The following is a 7,408-nucleotide window of genomic DNA, read 5'->3' as shown; positions in this document are numbered from 1 at the left end:
ATACCTACCGTGATTTTGATGTCACAAAAGTAGTATTATAGCCCATATGTTCCAAATGTTTTTTAAACTTTTTGACTAAACAATTGTCTATCAAAAGGTATAATTTTCCAAGTATGCTAGTTTAGCGACCCTAGAGAATAATATTTAGGTAATATTTTCACGTTAAATCCCTGAAAAAGCAGCTTGGTCTCTAATTTGTATAGTATAGATTATGGGAAAATTTTTAAAATTTTTAATTATCGTAGCCATTTTGGCAGTTGGAGCGTGGTTTGTGTATAACAAATACAACAACAGTGGACCCACAGTGGAAAGCAAACATCAACTGTTGGTGGATCGTATTGAGGCAATGGGGAAATTGGAATTGGTCAAATACCGTTACAGCGACGTAGTGGAACATAAAAATGTCAATACGTTCCTGCCAGATGCAAGTGTATTATTAATTGTTAAGGCAGATGCTGTCGGCTGTGTGAACCTTAGCAAACTTAGCCCGGAAGATATCAAGGTGATGGGGGATTCAGTCTCCATAAAATTACCTGCTCCAGAGATCTGTTACATCAAGATCGACCATGAGGCATCTAAGGTATACGATACTAAGATGGCATTCTTACGGGAAGCTGAGCTTGTGGATGAGGCTTACAAAGCGGCAGAAAAGGCTGTTTCAGATGATGTGAAAAAATCGGATATCCTGCAGCAAACCAAGGCAAATGCAACTACGGTTTTTAAACCGCTCTTACAGGGATTGGGATTTTCAAAAATCAATCTGACTTTCGAATAAGCGCAACATAAAAAAGCTAGACAATTTTTACATTGTCTAGCTCTCTACAATAAATCTACTTTCCGCCCATCTCACGACGGGGGTACTATCTAATTATGCTATTATCAATCGAAGAACAATAGCTAACTTATATTCGTTTTATTTTTTTGTAGATGTATCAGGCTGTGGTGTTGGCGGAATGTCTCCCCTGGATTCTGGAGATGTGGTATCTCGGTATTGTATCGTTGTGGTATCATTGGGAACAGAATCGCGCATCAGCTCCTTCGATTTTTGATCATCTGTCTTAGCACCGTTACATCCGTATGCTGCAAAGCAAACCAGACAGGCTGCAATTAGTTTTGTTGGGTTATTCATATCTTTTGTTATTTAATTATACCATAATAATACATGCTTCAGTTGGTGAACAGCAGTCAGGACAAAAGCGTTTTTGGTTTTTAATTATCTATTGTTATAGCCAAGTAGCAGTTCGCGCGATTACCTTTATTTTTAGATAAATTAATTTGTAAAAAACTTTTTACAATCTGCTCCTGTTCCTATGTGTATAGAAGTTCATTAAAACAGAGAGATATGATTCAGGTTATGCTTGTCGACGACCATCATTTGGTAAGAAATGGTTTTCGGCTGATTTTAGAAACGCAGGATGATATCGTTGTTGTGGCTGATGTTGAAAGTGCGGAGAAGGCCATAGATTTTTTGAAAATAAACCGTCCCCCAGATATGATTCTTACAGATATTAACATGGGAGAAATAGGCGGGGTAGCCCTGATTCAACTTGTTAAACAGCAATATTCCCATATAAAAATTCTTGCGCTCACAATGGAAATTGATAAGCATATTGCTGCTGATGTATTTAGTCCCGGGGCGGACGGCTATTTGGTAAAGGATAGTAGCTGTGATGAGGTGCTTTTTGGTATGCGGCAAGTTGCCAAAGGAGAAAAGTATGTGAGCTGTTCTTTAGGCGTTTCTTGCCTCAACGATTACAAAAATTATGCGGATAGAGCACCGGACCGAAATCGCATTTTAGTAAAATATGATATTTCAGAACGGGAATTTCACGTGTTAGAACTTATAGCAGAGGGATATACGAATGGAGAAATTGCTGACCGTATTTTTTTAAGCAAGCGTACCGTGGAAGGACATCGGCAAAAACTTATCGAGAAAACCAATACAAAAAACACGGCAGGCCTCGTCAGGTTTTGTTTTCATACGATGCTTTTACATTGATAAAACAATTATAAATTAGAAAGAATATGGCAACTAAAAACGAAAATCGCGTAGTCGGAACAGAAATGGAAAAAAAGAAGAAAGTTAAACTTGGTGTAGATGGGGAAGTACTTAAGGACGTGAATCATAAAGATGATGGTGATGCCGAAGCTGGAGTGGATCCGCAGGTAGATCAGCTAAACGATATGCCTAATGATCCGACAGATAGGCCAAAGGAGAAGAGATAATAAAAAAGACCCGTAATGAACGGGTCTTTTTTATGGATAGAACATGTTTATAAAAGCTGTTCTTACTTTTTGCCCTGTTTCTCAATAGCTTTCATCAGTTCATCTTTTGTCATATCATGGCGTCCGGTGATATCCATTTTTTTTGCCATTTCCAATAACTCTACTTTTGTTTTCTCGGAACTGCCGTTCTGAGATTTTTTTGATGTTGAAGCTTTTTTCTCAGCTGATTTGGCTGCATTTTTACTGTTGCCCATAGACTGACCTTTTGCAGTGGTATGGCTTGAACTTTTTGCTGTATTCATAATATTTGATTTATTTGTTATTATAAGCTGAACATGATATAATCGCTAAAAGTTGACCGTTTTAATACGCTATTGTTTGCTAATATTACGCTTTATTTTTTTCCGTATCTGCAAACGCTTTAATAATCGCTTTATTGAAAGCAGGCAGATCTTCGGGCGTGCGACTTGTAATAAGTTTATCGTCAACGACAACTTCACTGTCTTCCCATAATGCCCCTGCATTCATCAGGTCGATTTGAATAGCTTCAACGGAGGTGATTTTTTTATCGCGCACCAGATCCGCATTGATCAACAACTGGGGACCGTGGCAAATTGCCGCAATGGGTTTGTCCCGCTCCCAAAAGGCATTGATTAACGCAATAGCTGTTTTATTAGTTCTCAATTTGTCGGGATTTATAACACCTCCAGGGAGTAACAAACCATCATATTGATTCTCTTCTGCCTCCTGAAGTGCTACATCGACAGGGTAATCATTTGACCACTCGTCGCCACTCTTTGCACGCACCTTTCCCTTAGCCGGCGAGATTATATCGGTTTTTGCTCCCGCCTTTTCCAGTGCTTCTTTCGGGCTGGTCAATTCAATTTCTTCGAAGCCATCTGCTACCAGTATGGCAATCCGTTTGTTCTTTAATTTTTCCATATGCTAAATTCGATTTGTATTTCATTTTCTGGTAAAACTGCTCTCGACTAGGAATTGCTTTCTAAAACCTGACATCGTATTCTAGATATCAATAAGTGCGAAACCTTTTTCATCGCCATGCTGTGCTTTAAGTACGGGCACTGCTACATTGTAAATCGGAATGCCGGCAGGGGACAGTGCCTTGAATTTTCCAGCATGTGCGTGCCCATGGAAAGCTGCAGTGACTTTACGTCGCTGCAGTGGTTCCATTAAATGGGTAGAGCCTAAAAAAGGATAGATCTGTTCGGGTTCACCCAATACAGTTTCAGCAATGGGAGCATAATGAAGCAATGCTACTTTTTTTATATCCGCATGTTCTTGCTCGAGCCGCGCTAAGGCACGGTCTAGAAGCAAAGATTCATTGACAGCTTCCTGCACAAAACTTTTCATGGCATCTTCGCCAAACATCGATAACATATAGCGATCAAATCCGCCACCAAAACCTTTCACTCCCGCAAATCCAATGTCTTCGACTACAATTGCTTCGCCATCCAATACGGTAATTTTATGGTCGGTCAAAATCTGGCGGATCTGTTTCTGCCGCCCTTTTTCATAATCATGATTTCCCAATACAGCGATAACAGGAATTTTGATCGATTGAAGTTCTGCGACAAGCAATTCAGCCTCTTCTTCATCACCCGTATCGGTTAAATCGCCACATAGGAGCAGAACTTTTGCCTTTTCTGAAATTTCTTCAAACTTTGTTTTCCATTTACCATGCTGATTTGCATTCATATGTATATCGCCCAGTGCGGCTATTGTTGTCTTTTTATTCATATCAAACAGTTTTTATGGTATATGATTTGTACCCCCATTCTTTGATGTCTATCTCATATTGTGTCTGGTCGATGAGTGGTCCCAAGCAAATTTTTTCTACACATACAGGCAGTTCATACTGATCTTGTGCGCGATTAATGAGTTCATCGAACAATTCTTTTGGAATAATTTCGCGGTAGTCATGCGGATAAGTAAACTGAAAGATGAGCATTTGGGCGAGCAAAAGATGCCAATGTTGATCCATTCGCGTTAATAAAAGATTCCAGTCTAGTTTCTTACCGTATTTCAGCCAGATATGATTGATGTCAGCACTGTCGTACCGCTCTCTGTTCTGTACATAAAGCTTGCACCATACAAGTTCTTCTGCGGGTATGTAGCGTACATTTGTATCAAAAAGAGCTCCTTCCGGTCCTCTGTCAAACCAATCCTGTTCAACCGTACAATTGTGATTAACACTGTCAAAAATAATATCAATGAAGTAGGGATCTTTATGGATCTTCGCTAACCATCGTACATCCGTCAGTTCTGTTTGATATCCATTTGTAGCGAAGTGCTTAAGTATTTTAGGATATTCACTGCTTTTGCAAAAGATATCAAGATCCTTGGTTGGTCTTATTATCCCTGTGTAGTGGAACATCGCTAAAGCTCCCCCCACCATAAATTCGCTTTCACTCTCCCGTAGCAATCGAAGGGTGTCCTGAAAGAAGGTAAGGCAATCTTCAGGTGGATTATCTAAATGAATCATATTGTCTTCTTTTTCGTTAAAAACAGCTGGTCAAATAGAGAAGTTTGTTGGTTGGCGATGAAAAGGTATTATGCACATAGCGAACAAGTAAAAGTACCCAATTTAAAAATGGGTGCAACTGGTAGGCCTTTGACAAGCGTTCTATATCAAAATGCCCTTGTGCTTTAGCGCATTAACGGTTTTTTATAATCTAAACATAAGGAAACATGGATAGTTTATTTGGGTCGGGTGAAAACCTCAGCATGATACAGATGGGATCGCGTGCACTGGTTATGTTTGTCATCGCACTTTTTCTGGTGCGTTTAGGAGGTATCCGTATTCTTGGACGCAAATCGGGCGTTGATTTTGTGATCATCATTATGCTCGGGGCAGTGTTGGCAAGAGGAATAGTCGGTGCTTCACCCTTTCTGTCAACGGTTTTCGCTGGCTTCGTCATGATCATTATCAATAAGATTTTAGCACAGGTGTCAGCCAGGCTTCCTTATTTAGGAAATTTGGTAAAGGGAAAGCCCGCAGTTTTATACAAAAATGGTAAAATCCAATGGGATCAAATGGATCGTCTCGGAGTAAGTCGTACGGATTTATTGACAAGCTTGCGGCTGGAGACAAATAGCAAGCATCTGGATGAAGTCGATATGGCTTTAATGGAGCCAAACGGAAGAATAAGTTTTACGTTGAAGGAGAACGCTTAACTTCTGTCGATGATTCATAGGAACCAATAGAGATGGAGTAACGAATAGTAACAATAAAAATAACGATCATGATGAAACACTTTTATTTGGCTGCCACGTTCGTTGGCGCGTTAACAGCCTGCGGGAATGCGACTAATAACAGAGAAGTTGAAAATAAAACGGATACCGCAGTTGTAGAGAACGGTCTCCCTTTGGATAACATCCATAGAAGTCGCGGACAAGATTCAGTGGAAAATAACCCGGCAGATAAAAAGGAAGGCGTGCCATTGGATAATCTGGATCGGGGTAATGGTGATAAATAGCCGAAGCACTGCATCCTTATTCAGATGTCGCTTCGGCATCATAAAATTTACTTCCCCGAGGAACGATAATAGATTAAGCCCTGGAGCTGTTCTAATTCGTTTGGGTTTTTCAGGTTAACAAGCGTATTCAACCCTAACTCAAGGGATAGCTTTCCAAATTCGTCCAATTCATAGACAGGGTAGAAAATAACATGTTCATTGGGCATATCGACATTTCCCTGTAACCAACGATAACCTTCGGCCAGTACATTGTCGATAAAGGTATCTGTGATGGCTTCGGGGTAATGCATCATTTTATTGATCCAATTGCGTTCATTTTCGACCTGCGTCGGATAATGTTCTTGCACATAATCGAGAATTAGTTGCTCCCCCTCCATAGCCCAGCCATCCCGAATCATTGCCAGCCCCATGGAGCGCACTTCTTCCTGGTAAAAATCCTGCCCATAGCTTAGGTGAATTTCGCCAGCAATAGGGCTTTCTTCAATCTTGGCACGTAGTGCCATTTGTCTGTTAAGTAGTTCATGTACGTAGTCGAATGCCTGTTCCATATTAGTTAAGGAAATAGGGAAGGACAAAGCAATAATTGCTTTGTCCTTCGGAGTGAATGAATGGAATTAATATGATCTTATTTTAGTTTCAATTTGGGTACTTTGTTTTTGCTAGCTGGAGATGGCGCATTAGGTGTAGTAGGCATGTCGCCGATTGACGGATCTGAAGGCTTCATGTTTTTAATCTGACCCAGATGTGTTTCGAAAGCTGGAATTTTATCGCTGGCGAATTTCCTCAGTTCAGCATCTGTGGTTGCCGTGCCCGTACTTGCATCTTTGAAAAGTGAGATCGCATCTTGGTGGCTCTTAACCATCATATCGGTATATACGCGGTCGAAATTTGCGGCGTCCGCATTGTTTAGCTGATCAATCATGGTCTTATAATTTTGATCGTCCCCCGAAGTCAACTGCCAATTTTTATTTTTTACCAAGGACGCCAATTCATTTCCCGCGGCGGTATGGTCATCAGCGATCATCTGTGCGTATTGTTTGATGTTTGCGTTTTGTGATTTTGCAAGGGCAATACTAGCCGCCTGCAGTTCGAAATTATTGCTTGCCGTCGCTTTGCTGGCAAAGTCCAAATCTCCAGCCTGTGGCTGGGCGGGTTTGCTATCTTGCGCTTGAGCCGCTAAAATGCAGGCAAAGATTGCGAGCAGCATACCTAGAGTTTTTAAAATGGTTTTCATAATACTATTTTTTTATTGTTAATGATTTTTTATTTTCTGCGATCGTTAACTTTTCGCCTATAATTTATAACGATATAGGATGCGAAGAGGATGAAAATGATACCGATAATAATTGATGTAAGCATATACTCTTTTTTTTGTTGTGTTTAAAAAGTGAACAGTGCTCAGCAAGTAAGGGTTTGTAGGCTTTATATTTTACGTATTTAAATCGAAAACTGTGTTGCTTACGCAATCGTATCGTACAAATTCGCATTAAATCATCAGCGCATTGATCGGACAATAACAGGAAGAATTGATTTCCATAAGAAAAGGGCTATTCATGTAGCCCTTTCATATGATCATACCTATTTAAATAGTTGTCTCATCTAAATCATCCTGATCCGGTATCTCGGGTTCGTCTTCTTCGACTTCGAGATCTATCTCTTCGTCCGTTTCGAAATCATCCTGGTCA

Annotated in this window: 12 protein-coding genes; 5 read left to right on the top strand and 7 right to left on the bottom strand. The window is 40.2% G+C overall.

The window, feature by feature from the left end; translation table 11 throughout:
• The first annotated feature begins 211 nt into the window (after positions 1-211).
• Positions 212-775, top strand: coding sequence for a DUF4230 domain-containing protein (locus tag B3C94_RS05450; RefSeq protein WP_293900207.1), 564 nt, complete (start codon positions 212-214; stop codon positions 773-775).
• Between the two features lie 138 nt (positions 776-913).
• Here the strand turns inward: B3C94_RS05450 and B3C94_RS05445 are convergent, their stop codons facing one another.
• Complete coding sequence (locus B3C94_RS05445) at positions 914-1,129, bottom strand: hypothetical protein (protein ID WP_293900205.1); 216 nt, start codon at positions 1,127-1,129, stop codon at positions 914-916.
• 213 nt (positions 1,130-1,342) lie between these two features.
• Between B3C94_RS05445 and B3C94_RS05440 the strand changes: the two genes are divergently transcribed.
• Positions 1,343-1,999 carry a response regulator gene (locus B3C94_RS05440; protein ID WP_293900202.1) on the top strand — a complete coding sequence of 219 codons (657 nt, stop codon included), beginning with the start codon at positions 1,343-1,345 and terminating at the stop codon, positions 1,997-1,999.
• A 26-nt stretch (positions 2,000-2,025) separates the two neighbouring features.
• A complete protein-coding gene (locus B3C94_RS05435; RefSeq protein WP_293900199.1) occupies positions 2,026-2,226 on the top strand; it encodes a hypothetical protein in 201 nt (66 codons plus the stop codon).
• Between the two features lie 62 nt (positions 2,227-2,288).
• Here the strand turns inward: B3C94_RS05435 and B3C94_RS05430 are convergent, their stop codons facing one another.
• The 4 genes from B3C94_RS05430 to B3C94_RS05415 form a co-directional block, all read right to left on the bottom strand.
• On the bottom strand, positions 2,289-2,528 hold the full coding sequence (locus tag B3C94_RS05430; RefSeq protein WP_293900196.1) for a Rho termination factor N-terminal domain-containing protein: 240 nt from the start codon (positions 2,526-2,528) through the stop codon (positions 2,289-2,291).
• Between the two features lie 85 nt (positions 2,529-2,613).
• The gene (locus B3C94_RS05425; protein ID WP_293900193.1) at positions 2,614-3,168 is read right to left on the bottom strand and encodes a type 1 glutamine amidotransferase domain-containing protein; all 555 of its coding nucleotides are present in this window, start codon (positions 3,166-3,168) and stop codon (positions 2,614-2,616) included.
• Between the two features lie 81 nt (positions 3,169-3,249).
• The gene (locus B3C94_RS05420) at positions 3,250-3,984 is read right to left on the bottom strand and encodes a metallophosphoesterase family protein (protein ID WP_293900190.1); all 735 of its coding nucleotides are present in this window, start codon (positions 3,982-3,984) and stop codon (positions 3,250-3,252) included.
• Between the two features lies 1 nt (position 3,985).
• Positions 3,986-4,729, bottom strand: a complete 744-nt coding sequence (locus B3C94_RS05415; protein ID WP_293900186.1) for a nucleotidyltransferase domain-containing protein — start codon at positions 4,727-4,729, stop codon at positions 3,986-3,988.
• A 206-nt stretch (positions 4,730-4,935) separates the two neighbouring features.
• Between B3C94_RS05415 and B3C94_RS05410 the strand changes: the two genes are divergently transcribed.
• Both B3C94_RS05410 and B3C94_RS05405 read left to right on the top strand, forming a co-directional pair.
• Positions 4,936-5,421, top strand: a complete 486-nt coding sequence (locus tag B3C94_RS05410) for a DUF421 domain-containing protein (RefSeq protein ID WP_293900183.1) — start codon at positions 4,936-4,938, stop codon at positions 5,419-5,421.
• A 68-nt stretch (positions 5,422-5,489) separates the two neighbouring features.
• Positions 5,490-5,723, top strand: coding sequence for a hypothetical protein (locus tag B3C94_RS05405; RefSeq protein WP_293900180.1), 234 nt, complete (start codon positions 5,490-5,492; stop codon positions 5,721-5,723).
• A gap of 47 nt (positions 5,724-5,770) precedes the next feature.
• On the opposite strand, the gene B3C94_RS05400 is transcribed toward B3C94_RS05405, so the two are convergent.
• Complete coding sequence (locus tag B3C94_RS05400; protein ID WP_293900177.1) at positions 5,771-6,271, bottom strand: hypothetical protein; 501 nt, start codon at positions 6,269-6,271, stop codon at positions 5,771-5,773.
• 77 nt (positions 6,272-6,348) lie between these two features.
• Positions 6,349-6,957, bottom strand: coding sequence for a DUF4142 domain-containing protein (locus B3C94_RS05395; protein ID WP_293900174.1), 609 nt, complete (start codon positions 6,955-6,957; stop codon positions 6,349-6,351).
• Positions 6,958-7,408: the final 451 nt, after the last annotated feature.

This window comes from Sphingobacterium sp. UBA5670 (assembly GCF_002420705.1).
Classification (GTDB): domain Bacteria; phylum Bacteroidota; class Bacteroidia; order Sphingobacteriales; family Sphingobacteriaceae; genus Sphingobacterium.
This window is presented reverse-complemented; position numbering and strand designations above follow the sequence as displayed.